The sequence below is a fragment of the Bradyrhizobium sp. sGM-13 genome (assembly GCF_018398875.1).
GTDB lineage: Bacteria > Pseudomonadota > Alphaproteobacteria > Rhizobiales > Xanthobacteraceae > Bradyrhizobium.
This window is the reverse complement of sequence record NZ_JAGWDK010000003.1, coordinates 233,578-251,755: the sequence shown is the minus strand read 5'-3', so window position 1 is coordinate 251,755 and position 18,178 is coordinate 233,578. Positions and strand designations below refer to the sequence as shown.

At 63.1% G+C, this 18,178-nt stretch carries 16 protein-coding genes and 1 pseudogene; 8 read left to right on the top strand and 9 right to left on the bottom strand.

The window, feature by feature from the left end; genetic code table 11:
- Positions 1–127 precede the first annotated feature (127 nt).
- From KJQ96_RS05830 to KJQ96_RS05810, 5 genes are all read right to left on the bottom strand, one after another.
- On the bottom strand, positions 128–1,009 hold the full coding sequence (locus KJQ96_RS05830) for a 3-hydroxybutyryl-CoA dehydrogenase (RefSeq protein WP_213285863.1): 882 nt from the start codon (positions 1,007–1,009) through the stop codon (positions 128–130).
- A 188-nt stretch (positions 1,010–1,197) separates the two neighbouring features.
- Positions 1,198–2,142 (bottom strand): electron transfer flavoprotein subunit alpha/FixB family protein, encoded by a 945-nt coding sequence (locus tag KJQ96_RS05825; protein WP_213285730.1) that lies wholly within the window; start codon positions 2,140–2,142, stop codon positions 1,198–1,200.
- On the bottom strand, positions 2,142–2,891 hold the full coding sequence (locus KJQ96_RS05820) for an electron transfer flavoprotein subunit beta/FixA family protein (protein WP_213285729.1): 750 nt from the start codon (positions 2,889–2,891) through the stop codon (positions 2,142–2,144). The genes KJQ96_RS05825 and KJQ96_RS05820 overlap by 1 nt, the downstream gene beginning before the upstream one ends.
- 138 nt (positions 2,892–3,029) lie before the next feature.
- A complete protein-coding gene (locus tag KJQ96_RS05815; RefSeq protein WP_213285728.1) occupies positions 3,030–3,602 on the bottom strand; it encodes a cob(I)yrinic acid a,c-diamide adenosyltransferase in 573 nt (190 codons plus the stop codon).
- A 22-nt stretch (positions 3,603–3,624) separates the two neighbouring features.
- Positions 3,625–3,819: a twin transmembrane helix small protein gene (locus KJQ96_RS05810; protein ID WP_213285727.1), complete on the bottom strand. Its 195-nt coding sequence runs from the start codon at positions 3,817–3,819 to the stop codon at positions 3,625–3,627.
- A gap of 145 nt (positions 3,820–3,964) precedes the next feature.
- On the opposite strand from KJQ96_RS05810, the gene KJQ96_RS05805 reads away from it, so the two are divergent.
- Positions 3,965–4,858 carry a YihY/virulence factor BrkB family protein gene (locus tag KJQ96_RS05805; protein ID WP_213285726.1) on the top strand — a complete coding sequence of 298 codons (894 nt, stop codon included), beginning with the start codon at positions 3,965–3,967 and terminating at the stop codon, positions 4,856–4,858.
- Here the strand turns inward: KJQ96_RS05805 and KJQ96_RS05800 are convergent.
- Positions 4,782–6,038, bottom strand: a complete 1,257-nt coding sequence (locus KJQ96_RS05800) for an ATP-binding protein (RefSeq protein WP_213285725.1) — start codon at positions 6,036–6,038, stop codon at positions 4,782–4,784. The two genes, KJQ96_RS05805 and KJQ96_RS05800, sit on opposite strands and share 77 nt — an antisense overlap.
- A 64-nt stretch (positions 6,039–6,102) precedes the next feature.
- A complete protein-coding gene (gene gluQRS, locus KJQ96_RS05795; protein WP_213285724.1) occupies positions 6,103–7,005 on the bottom strand; it encodes a tRNA glutamyl-Q(34) synthetase GluQRS in 903 nt (300 codons plus the stop codon).
- 37 nt (positions 7,006–7,042) lie between these two features.
- Between gluQRS and KJQ96_RS05790 the strand changes: the two genes are divergently transcribed.
- On the top strand, positions 7,043–7,696 hold the full coding sequence (locus KJQ96_RS05790; RefSeq protein ID WP_213285723.1) for a DNA-3-methyladenine glycosylase: 654 nt from the start codon (positions 7,043–7,045) through the stop codon (positions 7,694–7,696).
- Positions 7,697–7,850: 154 nt separating this feature from the next.
- On the opposite strand, the gene KJQ96_RS05785 is transcribed toward KJQ96_RS05790, so the two are convergent.
- Positions 7,851–8,738 carry a LysR family transcriptional regulator gene (locus KJQ96_RS05785; RefSeq protein WP_213285722.1) on the bottom strand — a complete coding sequence of 296 codons (888 nt, stop codon included), beginning with the start codon at positions 8,736–8,738 and terminating at the stop codon, positions 7,851–7,853.
- Positions 8,739–8,944: 206 nt separating this feature from the next.
- On the opposite strand from KJQ96_RS05785, the gene KJQ96_RS05780 reads away from it, so the two are divergent.
- The 6 genes and pseudogenes from KJQ96_RS05780 to KJQ96_RS05755 all read left to right on the top strand — a co-directional run bounded on the left by KJQ96_RS05780 (position 8,945) and on the right by KJQ96_RS05755 (position 17,052).
- Positions 8,945–9,919 carry a nitronate monooxygenase family protein gene (locus tag KJQ96_RS05780; RefSeq protein WP_213285721.1) on the top strand — a complete coding sequence of 325 codons (975 nt, stop codon included), beginning with the start codon at positions 8,945–8,947 and terminating at the stop codon, positions 9,917–9,919.
- 59 nt (positions 9,920–9,978) lie between these two features.
- Entirely contained in the window at positions 9,979–11,160 is a 1,182-nt protein-coding gene (locus tag KJQ96_RS05775) for an ABC transporter substrate-binding protein (RefSeq protein ID WP_375293141.1), read from the top strand.
- A gap of 33 nt (positions 11,161–11,193) precedes the next feature.
- Positions 11,194–12,725 (top strand): annotated as a pseudogene (locus KJQ96_RS05770) (acyl-CoA synthetase).
- 232 nt (positions 12,726–12,957) lie between these two features.
- Positions 12,958–14,055: a DUF2855 family protein gene (locus KJQ96_RS05765; RefSeq protein WP_213285719.1), complete on the top strand. Its 1,098-nt coding sequence runs from the start codon at positions 12,958–12,960 to the stop codon at positions 14,053–14,055.
- Positions 14,056–14,150: 95 nt separating this feature from the next.
- Positions 14,151–15,938 (top strand): NAD(P)/FAD-dependent oxidoreductase, encoded by a 1,788-nt coding sequence (locus KJQ96_RS05760; RefSeq protein WP_213285718.1) that lies wholly within the window; start codon positions 14,151–14,153, stop codon positions 15,936–15,938.
- Positions 15,939–16,083: 145 nt separating this feature from the next.
- Positions 16,084–17,052, top strand: coding sequence for a peptidyl-alpha-hydroxyglycine alpha-amidating lyase family protein (locus KJQ96_RS05755; protein ID WP_213285717.1), 969 nt, complete (start codon positions 16,084–16,086; stop codon positions 17,050–17,052).
- 24 nt (positions 17,053–17,076) lie between these two features.
- On the opposite strand, the gene KJQ96_RS05750 is transcribed toward KJQ96_RS05755, so the two are convergent.
- On the bottom strand, positions 17,077–18,006 hold the full coding sequence (locus KJQ96_RS05750; protein ID WP_213285716.1) for a LysR family transcriptional regulator: 930 nt from the start codon (positions 18,004–18,006) through the stop codon (positions 17,077–17,079).
- Positions 18,007–18,178: the final 172 nt, after the last annotated feature.

The following is an 18,178-nucleotide window of genomic DNA, read 5'->3' as shown; positions in this document are numbered from 1 at the left end:
CGAGCAAGGACACGCATTGCGTGTTGAGAATTTGTAGGATGGGTGGAGTGCAGCGATACCCATCAATCCCTGCGGGAGCGTGATGGGTTTCGCTGCGCTCTATCCATCCTACGAAGACCGATGACGCCTAGCGCGTCGGGACCGGCTTGTCGCCGCGGTAGTCGTAGAAGCCGCGCTGCGTCTTGCGCCCCAGCCAGCCGGCCTCGACATATTTCACGAGTAGCGGGCACGGCCGGTATTTCGAATCCGCCAGCCCCTCATGCAGCACCTGCATGATCGACAGACAGGTATCGAGCCCGATGAAATCGGCCAGTTCCAGCGGCCCCATCGGATGGTGCGCGCCGAGCTTCATGGCGGCGTCGATCGCCTCGACGTTGCCGACGCCCTCATAGAGCGTGTAGATCGCCTCGTTGATCATCGGCAGCAGGATGCGGTTGACGATGAAGGCCGGGAAATCCTCCGACACCGCGACCTGCTTGCCGAGCTTGCCGACAAATTCCTTGGCGGTGTCGAAGGTCATATCGTCGGTGGCAATGCCGCGGATCAGTTCGACCAGTTCCATCGCCGGCACCGGATTCATGAAATGAATGCCGATGAAGCGCTCGGGACGATCGGTCGAGGCGGCGAGCCGGGTGATTGAGATCGACGAGGAGTTGGTGGCGACGATCGCTTCCGGCTTCAATACCGCGCAGAGTTCGTGAAAGATCTTGCGCTTGACCTCTTCCTTTTCGACCGCGGTCTCGATTACGAGGTCGCAATCCGAAAGCCCGTCGAGCGTCTCGGAGGAGGTAATCCGCTCCAGCGCCTTCTTGCGCGCGTCCTCGGTAATGACCTGCTTGGCAACCTGCCGCGACAAATGGCCATTGATGGTCGCCATCGCCGATTTCAGCCGTTCGTCGGAGACGTCGTTGAGCACCACGTCCAAGCCGGCGAGCGCCGCCACATGCGCAATCCCGTGGCCCATCTGGCCCGAGCCGATCACGCCGACCTTCTTGATTGTCACCACCATCTTGTCATCCACCGGAACGGCGCGCATATCGCGCCTGTTCATCTCTAAACCTCAGCTACGATATCATCAGACGCGAGGTTTCAGTCCCACCATTGGCACGTATTCTTCACGCGAAGCTTAATCCCCTTCGCCCGCATTCCTTTAAGGTAAACACCGGCCGGACGTTTGCGCGTCCGGCCGGTGTTCCGTTACTTTCCGAGCTTGCCGAGCGCGTCGGTCAGTTCAGGAACCGCCTGATAGAGATCCGCGACTAGGCCGTAATCGGCGACCTGGAAGATCGGCGCGTCTTCATCCTTGTTGATCGCAACGATCACCTTGGAGTCCTTCATGCCGGCGAGATGCTGGATCGCGCCGGAGATGCCGATGGCGACATATAGTTCCGGAGCGACCACCTTGCCGGTCTGGCCGACCTGCCAGTCGTTGGGCGCATAGCCGGCATCGACCGCGGCGCGCGAGGCGCCGACTCCCGCGCCGAGCTTGTCGGCGAGCGGCTCGATATATTTGGCAAAGTTCTCGCGGCTCTGCATGGCGCGGCCGCCGGAAACGATGATCTTTGCCGAGGTCAGTTCCGGACGGTCGCTCTTTGCCACCTCTTCGCCAAGGAAGCTGGAGAGGCCCGGATCGGCCGCAGCGGCGGCGTCCTCCACCGGCGCACTGCCGCCCTCACCCGCCGCGGCAAAGGTCGAGGTCCGCACCGTGATGACCTTCTTGGCGTCCTTGGACTTCACCGTCTGGATCGCGTTGCCGGCATAGATCGGCCGCTCGAAGGTATCTGGCGAAACCACCTTGATGATCTCGGACACCTGCATCACGTCGAGCAGAGCTGCGACGCGCGGCATGACGTTCTTGAAGCGCGAGGTCGCAGGCGCGACGAAGGCGTCATAGTTAGGGGCCAGCGACACGATCAGCGCGGCCAGCGGCTCGGCGAGATCATGGGCATAGGCGGCATTGTCCGCGAGCAGCACCTTCTTGACGCCGGCAAGCTTGGCTGCGGCATCGGCCGCACCCTTGGCGTTCTCGCCGGCGACCAGCACGTGCACGTCGGCGCCGAGCGCAGCGGCTGCCGTCAGCGTCTTGTTGGTGGCATCCTTGATCGACGTGTTGTCGTGTTCGGCAATCAATAGCGTCGTCATCAGAGAACCCCGGCTTCGGTCTTGAGTTTGGAAACGAGCTCAGCGACGTCCTTGACCTTGACGCCACCCTTGCGGCCGGGCGGTTCCGATGTCTTGAGCACTTCGAGATGCGGCGTGAGATCGACGCCGTAATCGGCTGCGCTCTTGTCGTCGATCGGCTTCTTCTTCGCCTTCATGATGTTGGGCAGCGACGCATAGCGCGGCTCGTTCAGCCGCAGGTCGGTGGTGACGATCGCCGGTCCCTTCAGCTTCACGGTCTGCAGGCCGCCGTCGACCTCGCGCGTAACCTTGAAGTCGGAGCCTTCAACTTCGAGCTTGGAGGCAAACGTCGCCTGCGGCCAGCCGAGCAGCGCGGCCAGCATCTGGCCGGTCTGGTTCGAATCGTCGTCGATCGCCTGCTTGCCGAGAATGACGAGGCCGGGCTTTTCGGCGTCCGCTACGGCTTTGAGAAGCTTCGCGACCGCCAGCGGCTCCACATTGCCTTCGGCCTTGACGAGGATGCCGCGGTCGGCGCCCATGGCGAGACCGGTCCGGATCGTCTCCGAGGCCTGCGCCGGGCCGATCGACACCACCACCACTTCGGTCGCCTTGCCGGCTTCCTTCAGCCGCAATGCTTCCTCGACGGCGATTTCGTCGAACGGATTCATCGACATCTTCACGTTAGCGAGTTCCACGCCCGTTCCGTCGCTCTTGACGCGGACCTTGACGTTGAAATCGACCACCCGCTTTACCGGCACAAGAACCTTCATCGATCCTCTTTCGCTTGAATTCTGGGGTTTGATCAGCCTGTTATTAGCTTGGGCGCGGAACCTAAAGGTCCCGCTATCAGCGGTCAACGCGCCAAAGCCAAAAATCGGCCCCGGAAGGCCCTGCCTTCAAGGCTCACCTTAACGGTTCTGACCCGGCACCCACAACACGTCTCCGGCCCCATTATCGTTCATGGCGCGACTGGCCACGAACAGGAAATCGGACAGGCGGTTCATATACTGAATGGCAGCCGTGCTCACCGGCTCCTCCGGCCGCGCGGCGAGTTCCACCATGATCCGTTCCGCCCTGCGGCATATGGTACGGGCGAGGTGCAGGTATGCGGCAGCGGGGGTGCCGCCGGGCAGCACGAACGAGGTCAGGGGCGCGAGATGATCGTTCAGCGCATCGATGTCGCGCTCGAGCCGCTCGACCTGGCTCGACAGCATCCGGAGCCGCTCCGCCTTGCCGTCACGCTGGGGCACCGCAAGGTCGGCCCCGAGATCGAACAAATCGTTCTGAATCCGGCCGAGCATCGCATCGAGTTCGCGGGCATCGCCGAGATGCAGCCTCACCACGCCGATAGCGGCGTTGGTTTCATCTACGGTGCCGTAGGCGCTAATGCGCAGATCGTATTTCGGGCGGCGCTCGCCGCTGCCGAGCGCCGTGGTGCCGTCATCGCCGGTCTTCGTATAGATGCGGTTGAGCACGACCATAGCCGCTTCCCCTTTCCTGCCCTTACCTACCCACCGCCCACACCACGACCATGGTGATGACGATGGCGATGAACTGCAGCAGCACCCGAAGCCGCATCAGGCTCTGCGAGCGGTTCGGCGAGCCGCCCCGCATCATGTTGACGAGGCCAAGCAATAGCACGATAGCCACGGCCGCAACCGCGATGGGAAGGACGATCGAACTCAGAAAGGATGTCATCGGCGGTACATAACACCGCGAGGCGCCGACTTCCACACGATCACAACTCTCGCACTATTGCTCGACGATCTGGCTTTTAACCCAATAATATCAGATGCTAGCCCCGGCTTAGGACCGGACCGCGATACCCCGATCGAGGTGAGATGTGAAGCTCATTCGCTACGTCTACCTCGTCGTCATGGAGGCGTTTTATACGTTCCTCGCCGATGACGGCTGGGCGATCGCGAGCCACATCGCGCTGTCGACGTTGATGGCGCTATTTCCGTTCCTGATCGTGCTGACGTCGCTGGCTGGCTTTTTTGGCTCCAAGGAACTCGCCGATGGGGCCGTGGGACTGTTGCTGCAAACCTGGCCGCAACAGGTCGCCGACGCGCTCTCAGGCGAAATCCACGACGTGCTGACGACGACGCGCGGCGACATCCTGACCGTCGGCGCGGTGCTGGCGGTCTATTTCGCCTCCAACGGCGTCGAGGCGCTGCGGGTCGCGCTGAACCGCGCCTATTCGGTGGTCGAGCCGCGGGCGTGGTACTGGCTGCGGCTGGAATCGATCGGCTATACGCTGGTCGCCGCCGTCACGTCGCTCTTGATGGCGTTCCTGATCGTGCTCGGTCCGCTGATCCTGGAGACGGCGCGCCGCCACATTCCGTTCTTCGTCGAGTCCAACGAAGGCCTTCTCACCTTCGCCCGATACGGCATCACGATCACCGCGATGACGGTAGCGCTGTTCGTCCTGCATGCCTGGCTGCCCTGCGGCCGGCGGAGTTTTCTGCAGATCCTTCCGGGCATCGTCTTTACGATGGTCGGATCGTTGATCTCGGGCGTCGTGTTCGGCCAGTATCTGGCGCGCTTCGCCAGCAACTATGTGACGATGTATGCGGGGCTTGCCTCGGTCATCATCGCGCTGGTGTTCCTGTATTTCATTTCGGCGATTTTCGTCTTCGGCGGCGAACTGAACGCAGCCATCATGAAGTCGCAACTGCCGAAGGGGACGTCGCTGCATGCAGCGCAGTCGCCAGGGCGCGCGGGCTCACAGGCTTGACCAGAAAGATCTCGGCGCCGGCGGCGCGCGACGCCGCCTCGTCCTCGCTGCGGCCTGATATGCCGATGATCGGAATGCGCCCGAGCGGCGGCTCCAGCGCGCGAATGCGCCTGATCGCCTCGACCCCGTCGATACCCGGCAGGACCATGTCCATCAACACCGCATCGAATGCGCCTTGCGCGAGCCGTTCGGGCGCCGCCTCGCCCTGGCCGATAAAGTCGGTCTGATGACCGAGTTCGGTCAGGATCGTGTTGAGCACGACGCGGCCGAACGGGTTATCTTCGACGCTGAGCAGACGCAATGGCCGCGGCGAACTGATCGATACCTCGCCTTCGGCACCGGGCGCTGCCGTCACGGCGTCCTTGGGGGACGACATTACGACGTTGAGGGTAAAGGTGGTGCCGCCGCCCCGGCGTTGCGTCACAGTGATGTCGCCGCCCATGGCACGCGCCAGTTGCTTGACCGACGACAATCCAAGACCGGCGCCGCCAAAGCGCGATGCAATGGAGACATTGGCCTGCGAGAACGGCCGGAACAGGCGCTTGATTTCGTTCAGCGCAAGGCCGATCCCGCTGTCGGAGATCGCGAATGAGACGGCGACCTTGCCCTTCGGCGCCCGCACGGGCGTGACCTGCAGCCCAACACTGCCCTGTTCCGTGAATTTTACCGCATTGTCGATCAGGTTCTCCAGCGCGGCGCGGAGGCGGACGGGATCGCCGATCGCAAACCCTGGAAGCTTTTCAGAAATATCGACCGACGACTGCAGGCCCTTGGCCGCGGCGCGCCCGGTCAGCGAATCGCCGGCATTGCGGGCGAGCGTATGCAGGTCGAAGAAGTCCTGCCGCACCTCGAGCCCGGGGCCGCCGCTGCGCGCGGCGTCGACGAACAGGGTCGCAAGGCTCGCCAGATGTTCCGCGCCCGCCTTGATGGTGTCGACCCAGCGCCGTTCGCGTTCGTCGAGGTCCGAGGTCGCGAGCAGATTGCTGATCGCGAGAATGCCGGTCAGCGGCGTGCGGACCTCGTGCGCAAAGGCCGCCAGCGCGGTCTCGACCATGCCGGGCGCAGCGATGGCGGACTTGCGCGTGCCGCGTTTTTTGACCGCGGCGCCGGATACGCGCTTTTTCGCTCGCCGCTTCTTGGCTGTTCCCGTGGTGCCTGGTGAGCGCCGCTTTGCCGCCATGGTCCCCCTTCCTCTGCCGCGACCAGCATGACACGCGATGGCGGCCGGTGTCACGGAGACGTTTTCAACAACCCGCAGTAGTACTACTGGAATCGTCGGGCAAGCCGACGAGGCTGCGAATACCCGCAGGGGTGACACCTTGCCCACGCAATTCGCGCAAGGCCGTAGCTTGCGTCGATTTCGATAGCTTGTGTCCCGACGCATCCTCGATGAGGCGGTGATGCCGATACACCGGTTGCGGCATACCGAGCAACTGTTGCAACACCAAGTGGACGCTCGTCGACCAGAACAGGTCCCTGCCCCGTACCACGTCGGTCACGCCCTGCAGGGCATCGTCGATCACGACCGAGAGATGATAGCTGGTCGGCGTCTCCTTGCGCGCCAGGATGACGTCACCCCAAGCTTCAGGGCGCGCGGCGACGACGCCGGTCTCGCCGCCGGGCCCTGCACCCTCTTCCTGCCAGGCCAGTTCCTTCGTGCGCGCGAGCGCTGCCTGCATGTCGAGCCGCAGCGCGTAAGGCGCGCCTTGCGCGATCAACTCTTGGCGCCGGTCCGGCGGCAGCGATTTCGCGACGCCCGGATAGAGCGGCGCCCCGTCGGGATCCCGCGGCCAGGGCGCGCCGGCCTCGCGCTGCGCGACCAGACGGGCGATTTCCGCGCGGCTCTCGAAGCTCGGATAAATCAGGCCTAAGCCTGCCAATTTTTCGACCGCTTCGCGATAGCGCGCAAAATGCTCCGATTGCCGCCGCACCGGCGTTTCCCAGGAAATCCCGAGCCAGGCGAGGTCTTCATGGAGCGCCGCCTCGAATTCCGGCCGGCAACGCGTCGCATCGATATCCTCGATCCGCAGCAGAAATCGCCCACCGCGCTCGCGCGCGAGGTCAAAATTCAATAGCGCCGAATAGGCGTGACCGAGATGGAGGTAGCCGTTCGGGCTGGGGGCAAATCGGAAAACGGGTGGCGGCATTGATCTCTTTCACCGGACATGGTGGTTTTAAGGGGCAATGACCATTCACCTCAACAGCCAGTCCGACCTCGAAGACGCCGTCCACGCATTGGTCAAGCAAGACCCAAGGCTCAAGCCGATCCTCGAGCTGACGGGCATGCCGGCGCTGCGGCAGCGCGCGCCGGGTTTCGCGGGGCTTGCTGGCATCGTCTGCGGGCAGCAAATATCCACCGCGAGCGCCGGCGCAATCTGGGCGCGGCTGACTGCGGCGTTTGATCCGTTCGACCATCACGCCATCGGCAGGGCCCGCGCCGACCGTCTCGGCCGGCTCGGGCTGTCGGCCGCCAAGATCAAGACGCTGAAGAACATCGCGCGCGAACTGGCTGCCGAGCGGCTCAATCTCGAGGTGCTGGCGGAAGAGGATGCGGATGCCGCCCACCACACGCTGACCGCGCTGCCCGGCATCGGCCCGTGGACCGCCGACATCTATCTGCTGTTCTGCCTCGGCCATGGCGACGCCTGGCCGGCCGGCGACCTCGCGGTGCAGGAGGCCGTGAAGATCGGGCTTGGCCTGAAGACGCGCCCGACCGTCAAGCAGATGGCGCCGCTGGCGGAACCGTGGCGTCCCCTGCGCGGCGCGGCCGCGCATCTGTGGTGGAGCTATTATCGCGTGCTGAAGAAACGCGAAGGCGTGCTGGCGAGCAAGGTGTGAGGGTCCCGTGTCCCGGACGCGGCGCGTAGCGCTGCACCGCAGAGCCGGGACCCAAGTCACCACACGAATCGCCTCTTGGGCCCCGGCTCTGCAGCGCATCACTGCGTGCTGCGCAGCGTGCGGGGAACGGAGAGCGTCGCGCAACTATCTCTTCTCACCCCCGCAACCTCATCCGGTCCTCGCGCGCGGAAGCCGTGACGAAATCGATCACCGCGCGCACGGCCGGTAGGTCGACGAGATCGGGATGCGCCAGCAGCCAGAGATCGGCCACGCTGACGAGTTTTTGCGGGGCGACGCGGACGAGTTCCGGATAGGCGGCGGCGACGAAACAGGACAGCGTCGAAATTCCAAGACCGGCGCGTGCGGCGGCGAGCATGTCGCCTTGCGAGGAACAGCGCATCACCATCGAGCCCTGCCGCGTGATCGCATCGCTCCAGCGCGCCAGCCGCTCGTTCGACAACCGATCGGCAAAGCCGATGACGCTGTGGCCCTTCCATTCGTCGCGCCGCTCGGGCAGGCGCCGCCGCGCGGCATAATCGCGCGAGGCATAGAAGCCGGTGCCGAGCCGGCCGATCTTGCGGCCGATCAAATTCTCCTCGCCGCTATCGACGGGGCGCAGCACGACATCGGCCTCGCGGCGGCGGACGCTCGCCGGATATGGATGGGTGATGATCTCGAGCTGGATATGGTCGTGCTGGCGCAGAAACGGCCCGAGCCGCGGCATCAGCCAGTGCGAGGCGAGCGTGGCGCCGATCGACAGCTTGACCACGCCGCGCGCCTGCGCACCGGTCGCCGATACCGCGGCTTCGGCACGCAACGCCGCCGCGGCCATCGCATCGACGTGCTCGCGAAATTTCTGCCCGTGCGAAGTCAGCGAAAGACCTTCGTTGGACCGCGCGAACAACGGAATGCCGAGCTGACCTTCGAGTTCGGCAATCTTGCGCCCAACCGTCGGATGACTGGAGCGCAAGCGGCGCGCGGCCGCCGCGAAGCTGCGGGTCTCGGCCACCGCGACGAAGGTCTTGCACAGGTCCCAATCCATCGGCTCCTCCGCCGCGACGCGCAGCTCTTGTTCATTTCTGGCGAGCGAGCTGTTCAATATTGAACGGCCGCGACTTCCCGTCCAGTCCTATAATGAACCTCAATTAAGTGCAGGCCAGCGGCTTCGCCCGGCCCGACGCTCGCAAATCAACAGCAACAGAGGCGCTCCGGTCGTTACCGGCCTCGCGCGACCAAGGGAGGAACCGAATGCCGTTGCCAGCTTCGCTTGCCGATTCGCTCGAACTGCCGGTGGTCGGCTCACCCTTGTTCATCGTGTCCGGACCCGAGCTCGTCATCGCCCAATGCAAGGCCGGCATCGTCGGCTCGTTCCCCGCGCTGAACGCGCGACCAGTGGAGAAGCTCGACGAGTGGCTGACGCGCATCGACAACGAGCTCGGCGAGTACAAGGCGCTGCATCCGGAGAAGAAGGTCGCGCCCTACGCGGTCAACCAGATCTGCCATTCGTCCAACGACCGGCTGATGAAGGACATGGAGACCTGCGTAAAGCACCAGGTTCCGATCATCATCACCTCGCTGCGACCGCCGATCGAGATCGTCGAGGCCGCGCATTCCTATGGCGGCGTCGTGTTCCACGACGTGATCAACGTCAAGCATGCGCGGAAGGCCGCCGAACACGGCGTCGACGGCCTGATCCTGGTCTGCGCCGGCGCCGGCGGCCATGCCGGCACGCTGTCGCCGTTCGCGCTGCTGCGCGAGGTGAAGCAGTGGTTCAAGGGCACCGTGCTGCTGTCGGGTGCGATCTCAGATGGTTGGGGTATCGCGTCGGCGCTCGCGCTTGGCGCCGACATGGCCTACATGGGCACGCGCTTCATCGCCACCGCTGAAGCCAATGCCGATCCGGCCTACAAAGCCGCGCTGATCGACCACGCCGCGCTTGACATCGTCTATTCCAACCTGTTCACCGGCGTGCACGGCAACTATCTCGGCCCGTCGATCGTGGCCGCGGGGCTCGATCCCGCCAATCTGCCGCAAAGCGACAAGTCGAAGATGAATTTCGGCTCCGGCGGCAACACCAAGGCCAAGGCGTGGCGCGACATCTGGGGCTCCGGTCAAGGCATCGGCCAGATTGCGGATGCGCCGCCGGTCGCAGAGTTGGTGGAGCGCCTCAGGTGCGAATTCGCCGACGCAAGCGGTGACTTTCTCAACCGAGCGCGCGCCTAAGACGCGCCGGTTTCAACAGCCAATCAAGTAAAACAAACAGAGGGATGGAAACAATGAGGATGTCGCGACATTTAGTGACGATCGCATTCGCGGTGTTGGCAAGTACTGCCGCTCTCGCCGAGGGCGACAAAGACGAGATCCGCATTGGCCAGACGCTGCCCTACAGCGGCCCGGCATCCGGCTTCGGCATCATCGGCCGGGCGCAGGAGGCCTATTTCGAGAAGATCAATGCCGAAGGCGGCATCAACGGCCGCAAGATCAACTTCATCAGCCTCGACGACGCCTACTCGCCGCCCAAGACGGTCGAGCAGACCCGAAAACTCGTCGAACAGGAGGAAGTGTTGCTGATGTTCGGTTCGCTCGGGACCGCCACCAACAACGCGGTGCATCGCTACCTCAACGGCAAGAAGGTGCCGCAACTCTTCGTGCTCAGCGGCGCGACCAAATGGGCCGATCCGAAGAATTTCCGCTGGACCATGCCGGGAATGGCGGCCTACCAGTCCGAAGGCGTCATCTATGCCAAGCATATCCTGCGGACCAAGCCTGACGCCAAAATCGCCATCCTTTCGCAAAACGACGATTTCGGCCGTGATTACGTCGCCGGCTTCAAGCGCGGCCTGGGAGACAAGGCCGCGACCATGATCGTGTCGGAAGCAACTTACGAAGCCAGCGCGCCGACCATCAGCTCGCAACTTGCGACGCTGAAGGCCTCCGGTGCCAACGTAATGTTCGGCGTCGTGCTCGGCAAATTCACCTCGCAGATGATCAAGGGCGTGGCCGAGATCAACTGGAAGCCTGACCTGTTATTCGTGCCGACCTCAGCCTCATCGATCTCGTTCCTGGAACCGGCCGGCCTGGAGAACGCCGTCGGCCTCATCTCATCCAGCAACGTAAAGGACACGCTGGACGCGCAATGGGCCAACGACCCCGGCGTGAAGGAGTATTTCGCCTTCATGAAGCAGTATCTGCCGAATGCGGATTTGACCAATTCGAACTACGCTGCCGGCTATCATTATGCCAACCTCGTGGTGAAAGTTCTGATGGCCTGCAAGGGCGATCTCAGCCGCGAGAACATCATGAAACAGGCGGCGTCGCTCCGCGAGGTGCCGTTGCCGCTGTTGCTGCCGGGCATCACGGTATCGACCGGTACCGACGACTATCTGCCGTTCCAGCAATTGAGGCTGCGTCGCTTCGACGGCAAAAGCTGGATCGGCTTCGACGAAATTCTGGATGATGGCTAGGGCTGAGGGCTTCGGCCGGCCGGGGAGGATAATTTGACATCGATCATCAGCGGCGAACGCCAGATCAGCTACCTCGACATCCACGCCCGCATCGCGCGGGCGGCGATGGGCTTCAAGGCGCTCGGCGTCAGTGGCGGCGTGCCCATCGGCATGATGCTGCGCAACGATTTTGCGTTCTTCGAAGTCTCGGGCGGCGCAGCCGCGCTAGGCAGCCCGGTGGTGCCGATCAACTGGCATCTGAAGGCCGAGGAAGTCGCCTACATCCTCGCCAACAGCGGCGCCAAAATCCTGGTCTGCCATGCCGACCTGCTGCCGCAGATCAGCGATGGCCTCCCCGCCGACGTGCGGCTCCTGGTGGTGGCGACGCCGCCGGAAATCGCGGCCGCCTTCAACATCGCGGCCGCACTGACACAGGTCCCGACGGCATGACCGACTGGGACCGCTGGCGCGACACGCATGCGCCCTTGCAGGAATCGCCGATCGGCAGCGCGCCGATGTTCTATACCTCGGGCACCACCGGCCTGCCGAAAGGCGTGCGCCGCAAGCCGATGACGCCGGAACAGGCTGCGGCTTCGGCGCGGGTCGGCGGCATCGCCTATGGCGTCAAGCCGAACGAAGACCAGGTCGTCCTGATGAACGGGCCGATGTACCATTCGGCGCCGAACTCCTACGGCATGCTGGCATTCCGCAGCGGCTGCACAATCGTGCTCGAACCGCGCTTCGATCCCGAAGACATGCTGCAACTGATCGAACGTCATCGCGTTACCCATATGCACATGGTGCCGACGATGTTCGTCCGCCTGCTGCGGCTGCCGGATGAGGTGAAGCGCCGCTATGATCTGTCGTCGCTACGCTTTGTCGTGCATGGGGCGGCGCCCTGCCCGCCGCAGGTCAAGCGTGCCATGATCAGTTGGTGGGGACCGGTCATCAACGAGTATTTCGGATCGACCGAAACCGGCATCCCTGTGTGGCATTCGGCCGAAGAGGCGCTGGCAAAGCCCGGCACCGTCGGCCGCGCCATCGAAGGCGGCGTCGTGAAAATCTTCCGCCCCGACGGCCAGCCGTGTGGCGTTGGCGAGCCCGGCGAAATCTTCATGCGGCAAATGTCCGTGCCGGATTTCGACTATCACGGCAAGGCCGAGGCGCGCGCCGAGGCCGGCCGCGATGGCCTCGTCAGCGTCGGCGACGTCGGCTATCTCGACCAAGACGGCTATTTGTTCCTGTGCGACCGCAAGCGCGACATGGTGATCTCGGGCGGCGTCAACATCTATCCGGCAGAAATCGAAAACGCGCTGATCGGCATGGACGGCGTGCGCGACTGCGCGGTGTTTGGCGTTCCCGACGACGAGTTCGGCGAGCGGCTTTTTGCGTGCATCGAGCCGGAAGCGGATGCGGCGCTGTCTCCGGCCAGCGTGCAGGAATTTTTGCGCGGACGTCTCGCCAACTTCAAGGTGCCCAAGGACATCCAGTTCATGGACGCCATGCCGCGCGAAGCCACCGGCAAGATTTTCAAGCGCAAGCTGCGCGATCTGTATGCCGAAGGCAAACTGCGCGCGATTGGATGAGAAACTGTCTGAGTTCGTCGTTCCGGGGCGACGCGAAGCGTCGAACCCGGAACCTCGAGATTCTCAGGTGCGCAATTGCGTACCATAGTTCGACGCTTCGCGTCGCCCCGGAATGACGGCAAAGGACTCGCACCGCCGCGATCCGAACAGCGTTTTAAACATCATGGCTGTTGCAAAACGGTCATCGGTCGGCGCAAAGATCGCTGCGTGTGATAGCGCAGGGATCGAAACAATGTTATCCACCGACTTCGTCGTCGCCCGCAATGATCTGCAGCAATGCAAGACCATCGAGACGCAACTGCCCGACGCGGCCGCGCTGCCTGACGAGACGCTGCTGGTAAAGGTCACGCGCTTCGCCTTCACCGCCAACAACATCACTTATGCCGTGCTCGGCGATCATCTAAAATATTGGCAGTTTTTTCCGGCGCCAGAAGGTTTCGGCAACGTTCCGGTATGGGGGTTTGGCGAGGTGATCGCCTCGAAGCATCCCGGCATTGCCGCAGGCGAAATACTGTTCGGCTATTTCCCGATGTCGACGCATCTCGTGATCGAAGCCGCTGACGTCAGTAAGCGAGCCTTACGCGATGCCGCCGCGCACCGGCAGGGCGTGGCGCCGGTCTATAATGCCTATGCACGCGTCAGCGGCGATCCCTCGTTCGCAGGCAGGCAGGGCGACTATCAGGCGCTGCTGCGCCCCTTGTTCATGCTCTCGTTCCTGGTTGATGACTTTCTCGCCGAGAACGAATTTTATGGCGCAAAACGCGTGATGCTGTCGTCGGCTTCCAGCAAGACCGCCTACGGGCTCGCGCACCTCCTGCACGCGAGAGGTAGCGGCATCAAGACGATCGGCCTGACTTCGCCGGGCAACACGACCTTCGTCAAATCGCTTGGCTGTTACGACGAGGTCGTGACCTATGAGGACGTAAGCTCGCTGCCGACGAACTCTGCGGTCGCTTATGTCGACATGGCCGGCAATACTCCACTACGTGCAACGCTGCACCAGCACTTCGGCGACCAAATGAAATACAGCGGAATCGTTGGGCTGACGCATCGCAAGTCGTCGCCCGCTGATTCGGCACAGGCACTACCCGGCGCCAAGCCGCAATTCTTCTTCGTGCCGGACTACATCCGCAAGCGCGCCAAGGAGTGGGGACCGGGCGGCGTCGACATGCGGTTCGGCGCCGCATGGTCTGGCTTCGTCCCGAACCTGGAACGTTGGATGAAGGTGACCGAGAACCATGGGCCCGCGGCGGTTCAACGCGCCTATCTCCACGCCCTCAATGGCCGCGTGCCGCCGGATCAGGGGCTGATACTTTCGCTCTCGGAATAGGCGGCATCTCCTCACGCCCTTTCCGCGCCGTCCGTAATAGGTATAGGCTCGTCCCAAGGAAACGCCGCGAAGACGGCCGGTGATGGGAAACGCCCATGCTCGACAGGACGGACGACAGTTCGGTTGCCGCCGACACTTGGCTTGCGCAGTTTGAGGAAGCGCTCGGAAAACCTGATGAAGGGTTGTTGAAGACGCTGTTCCATCCCGACAGCTACTGGCGCGATGTGCTGGCGCTGAGTTGGGACATCCAGACGCTGAATGGCAGAGACGCGATCCTGAGAGCGCTGCCGCCGCTGGCCCGTGGCGCTGAGCCCTGCGGCTTCGCGATCGCGCCCGATCGCGCTGCACCGCGCAAGGTGATGCGCGCGGGCACCCACGCGATCGAGGCGATCTTCAAGTTCGAAACCAAGGTCGGGCGCGGCAACGGCATCATCCGCCTGATATCAGATGCGGACGATGGCAACCGCCTGAAAGCCTGGACGCTGCTGACCGAGCTTGGCGAACTCAAAGGTTTTGAGGAACAGCTCGGCGTGAATCGCCCGCGCGGCAACGCCTATTCGCGGGACTTTCGCGGGCCGAACTGGCTCGACCTGCGCATGGCCTCAGCCGGATATTCGGATCATGATCCCACCGTGCTGGTCATCGGAGGCGGGCAATCCGGGCTGTCCATCGCCGCGCGGCTGAAGCAGTTGAATGTCGATACGCTGATCGTCGATCGCGAAAAGCGCATCGGCGACAATTGGCGCAAGCGCTATCATGCGCTGACGCTGCACAACCAGGTGCAGGTCAATCACCTGCCCTACATGCCCTTCCCGCCGAACTGGCCGACCTATATTCCGAAGGACAAGCTGGCCAACTGGTTCGAAGCCTATGTCGAGGCCATGGAGCTGAATTTCTGGACCGAGACCGAGTTCGAGGGCGGCAGCTATGACGAGACGGAAGGTCGCTGGACGGTGACGCTGCGCTGCGCCGACGGCAACAAGCGCGGCATGCATCCACGCCATGTCGTGCTGGCGACCGGCGTCAGCGGCATTCCGAGCGTGCCTGACATTCCGGGATTGAAGGATTTTGCCGGCAAGGTGATGCATTCCAGCCAGTATGACGATGGTGAGAACTGGAAGGGCAAGCGCGCCATCGTGATCGGCACCGGCAACAGCGGCCATGACATCGCGCAGGACCTGCATTCCAGCGGCGCAAAAGTCGCGCTGTTCCAGCGGTCTTCGACGCTGGTCGTCAGCATCGAACCATCGGCGCAACTGGTCTACGCGCCTTACAATGAAGGCACGCTCGAGGATAACGACCTGATCGTGACCTCGATGCCGCTCAAACTGGCACGCAAGAGCCATGCGATCACCGCAGAGAAATCCAAGGCGCTCGATAAGGAATTGCTCGATGGCCTGGAGGGCGTCGGCTTCAAGCTCGATTTCGGCGAGGACAATACCGGCTGGCAGTTCAAATATCTCACCCGCGGCGGCGGCTATTATTTCAACGTCGGCTGCTCCGACCTTATTGTCAAAGGCGATATCGCGCTGAAGCAGTTTGCCGATCTCGACACATTCACGGCCGCAGGCGCGAAAATGAAGGACGGCGAGACCATCGCCGCCGATCTCGTCGTGCTGGCGACGGGCTACAAGCGCCAGGAAGAGCTGGTCCGAAAACTGTTCGGCGAGGCGGTAGAAAAGCGCGTCGGCACGATCTGGGGATTCGGCGCGGAGCAGGAACTGCGCAATATGTACAGGCGGACTGGTCAGCCCGGCCTGTGGTTCATCGCCGGCGGCCTCGCGCAATGCCGCATCGGCTCAAAACATCTGGCGCTGCAGATCAAGGCGATCGAGGAAGGGCTGTTGACGCGTGATGTAGGATCGCGAGCGGCGATCTCATAAACCGACACCATCATTCCGGGGCGCGAAGCGAACTATGGTGCGCAATGCGCATCTGAGAATCTCGAGATTCCCCGATGCGCAATTGCGCATCTGAGATCTGGTCCTTCGGACCGCCCCGGAAGACGGCCACAAATGGGAGAAGTACATGCCTACCATTCTCGGCTCGGGCGAGCACCGTTACCGCGTGGTGGAGAATTGGGCTAAACTGCCCGACGGCTGGAGCCTGACTGACGTCGCTTCGGTCGCCGTCGACAGCAAGGACCGCATCTACGTCTTCAACCGCGGCGCCCATCCGATGGTGGTGCTGGACCGCGAGGGGAATTTCATCAAGAGCTGGGGCGAAGGGCTGTTCAACCGCGCCCACGGCTTGCACATCGATACCGACGACAATCTGTATTGCACCGATGACGGCGATCACACCGTGCGCAAGTGCACGACCGACGGCAAGGTGCTGCTCACCATCGGAATCCCGAACAAGCCCGCGCCGTTCATGAGCGGCGAGCCGTTTCACCGCTGCACCCATACCGCGCTGTCGCCGAAGGGCGAGATCTACGTCTCCGACGGGTACGGCAATGCCTGCGTCCACAAATATTCGCCTGACGGTAAGCTCTTGAAGACCTGGGGCGAGCCCGGCACCGATCCCGGCCAGTTCAATATCGTTCACAATATCGGCACCGATTCCGACGGCTGGGTTTATGTCGCCGATCGCGAAAACCACCGCGTGCAGGTGTTCGACGGTAACGGAAAATACGAGACGCAGTGGAATTTTCTGCACCGGCCCTGCGCGCTGTGCTGCTGCGGCGGCAAGCAGCCGCATTTCATCGTCGGCGAGCTCGGCCCCGGCATGGCGGTCAATCGCAAGGTGCCGAATCTCGGTCCGCGGCTTTCGATCGTGGATTCGAAGGGCAAGCGCATTGCCCGCCTTGGCGGCGAAAACGGACCTGGGCTGGAGGCCGGCAAATTCCTCGCGCCACATGGCATCGCACTGGATTCCAGAGGCGACATCTATATCGGCGAGGTCGGCGTCACCGACTGGAAGACCAGCTTTCCGGATACGCCGATGCCGCCCGAGGTCGGAGTAACGCGCTGCCTGCAGAAGTTGGAGAAGGTTTAGACCGTTGCTAACGGCAAAGCGTTGCTACGATTCGAAGCGGGCAGCGCGGGAACGGCCTCGCCCGTCAAACAGGCTATGCTCACGCGCCAGCCCGTCTCCGACGATATCGAAGAAGGCACGCACGCGCGCCGTCTTCTTCAGATCGGCGTGTGTCACGATCCACAGTTCACCGACCAAATCCGGCACCGGATCGGGTAGCGCGCGGGCAAGATCGCGATCCTCGTCACCGAGATAGCAAGGCAGCAGCGCAAGGCCGATGCCGGCCTTCGCAGCGATGAACTGATTGACGAGGCTGTTGGTCCGGTAGACGAAGGCGTCACCTGGCACCGTTCGATTGAGCCAGTCGGCAGCCATGATACCGGTTGCGGTTTCTTCCCATCCGATCAGGGCGTGGCGGCCGAGATCTTCGGATGAAACGGCCCCGCCTCTTTCTTTGAAATAGCCGATTGCGCCGTAAACCGTCCATGCGATATCGGCGAGCTTGCGGCCCCACAGATCGCCCTCCTTCGGCCGCATCGGACGAAGCGCGATGTCAGCCTCGCGGCGCGAGAGATTGAGGACGCGGTTGTCGACCATGAGCTCGACGACGATACCGGGATGGGTTCGCCGGAACGCGGCGAGATGGCTGGTCAGCTTTCGATATGCCAGCGTTTCCGAGGAGGTTATGCGCAGGCGGCCGGAGGGACGGTGGTCCCGGCCTGCAATGTCGCGCTCGACGGCGAGCGCCTCATCTTCCATCCGCTCGGCCGCTGCCGCCATTCGCTCGCCGGCCGGCGTCGCTTGATACGCTCCACCGGGAAGCCGCTCGAACAGACGCACGCCGAGCCGCGCTTCCAGAGCATTCAGGCGCCGAAACGCGGTCGAGTGATCGATATCAAGCGCTTTGGCGGCGCCGGTGAGGCTGCTTGCCCGATGCACGGCCAACACGAGTTGGGGCTCGTTCCAGTCCTCCATGGCGCAGACGTAAGCGCCGCTTGCAGTTTCGCAAGTGACGCTGGCGTATTCACAACGTGCTTTCCGTCGCGCCAAACGTTACCTACCGCAACGAGAAAGCGCGATGAGGAACTTAAAGTGACACCATCCGGCCTTGCGCCGGAGCGTGAGGTCTCGGCCTCCTCGCATCGAC

What these genes read in the sequence shown, in the direction of transcription:
- KJQ96_RS05830 (WP_213285863.1), bottom strand. Translation starts at nt 1,009, where the DNA reads ATGGTGGTGACAATCAAGAAGGTCGGCGTGATCGGCTCGGGCCAGATG.
- KJQ96_RS05825 (WP_213285730.1), bottom strand. Translation starts at nt 2,142, where the DNA reads ATGACGACGCTATTGATTGCCGAACACGACAACACGTCGATCAAGGAT.
- KJQ96_RS05820 (WP_213285729.1), bottom strand. Translation starts at nt 2,891, where the DNA reads ATGAAGGTTCTTGTGCCGGTAAAGCGGGTGGTCGATTTCAACGTCAAG.
- KJQ96_RS05815 (WP_213285728.1), bottom strand. Translation starts at nt 3,602, where the DNA reads ATGGTCGTGCTCAACCGCATCTATACGAAGACCGGCGATGACGGCACC.
- KJQ96_RS05810 (WP_213285727.1), bottom strand. Translation starts at nt 3,819, where the DNA reads ATGACATCCTTTCTGAGTTCGATCGTCCTTCCCATCGCGGTTGCGGCC.
- KJQ96_RS05800 (WP_213285725.1), bottom strand. Translation starts at nt 6,038, where the DNA reads ATGGCGGCAAAGCGGCGCTCACCAGGCACCACGGGAACAGCCAAGAAG.
- gluQRS (WP_213285724.1), bottom strand. Translation starts at nt 7,005, where the DNA reads ATGCCGCCACCCGTTTTCCGATTTGCCCCCAGCCCGAACGGCTACCTC.
- KJQ96_RS05790 (WP_213285723.1), top strand. Translation starts at nt 7,043, where the DNA reads ATGACCATTCACCTCAACAGCCAGTCCGACCTCGAAGACGCCGTCCAC.
- KJQ96_RS05785 (WP_213285722.1), bottom strand. Translation starts at nt 8,738, where the DNA reads ATGGATTGGGACCTGTGCAAGACCTTCGTCGCGGTGGCCGAGACCCGC.
- KJQ96_RS05780 (WP_213285721.1), top strand. Translation starts at nt 8,945, where the DNA reads ATGCCGTTGCCAGCTTCGCTTGCCGATTCGCTCGAACTGCCGGTGGTC.
- KJQ96_RS05775 (WP_375293141.1), top strand. Translation starts at nt 9,979, where the DNA reads ATGTCGCGACATTTAGTGACGATCGCATTCGCGGTGTTGGCAAGTACT.
- KJQ96_RS05765 (WP_213285719.1), top strand. Translation starts at nt 12,958, where the DNA reads ATGTTATCCACCGACTTCGTCGTCGCCCGCAATGATCTGCAGCAATGC.
- KJQ96_RS05760 (WP_213285718.1), top strand. Translation starts at nt 14,151, where the DNA reads ATGCTCGACAGGACGGACGACAGTTCGGTTGCCGCCGACACTTGGCTT.
- KJQ96_RS05755 (WP_213285717.1), top strand. Translation starts at nt 16,084, where the DNA reads ATGCCTACCATTCTCGGCTCGGGCGAGCACCGTTACCGCGTGGTGGAG.
- KJQ96_RS05750 (WP_213285716.1), bottom strand. Translation starts at nt 18,006, where the DNA reads ATGGAGGACTGGAACGAGCCCCAACTCGTGTTGGCCGTGCATCGGGCA.